Consider the following 329-nt stretch of genomic DNA (forward strand, 5'->3'; position numbering starts at 1 on the left):
TAGGTGGGCGGCGGGGGTCACGTCGGGACCGGCCGGCACCGGGAAGGTGCCGGCCGGCTCGACGGTGCGTGACCACCTGCGGCAGCACGACGGCTGTCGGGGTGGTGGGTCCACCGCCCGGAGTACGGGTGGCGATGCTGGCGGCCGCGACCAGGTCGCGGTGCCCGAAAAAGCGGCAGTGCGGGCAGGACAAGGTCCGGCCGCGGGGTTTCGGTACCCGCCGTCGGCAGGCGGGGCAGGTCGACGACGTGCCGCGTTCGTCGACCAGCCGGACGGTGATCCCGGCGAGGGCGGCCTTGTCGGTGAGGACCTGCAGAAGCCGGCCGATC

1 protein-coding gene is annotated in these 329 nt (G+C 74.5%); it reads right to left on the reverse strand.

Translation table 11 applies throughout. From position 1 onward, the window contains the following. Nucleotides 1–329 (reverse strand): zinc ribbon domain-containing protein (locus I8N68_RS32560; RefSeq protein WP_200216940.1); only part of this gene is annotated, 329 nt, incomplete at both ends.

The sequence above is a fragment of the Micromonospora coerulea genome, from assembly GCF_016598485.1.
GTDB classification, from domain to species: Bacteria; Actinomycetota; Actinomycetes; order Mycobacteriales; family Micromonosporaceae; genus Micromonospora; species Micromonospora coerulea.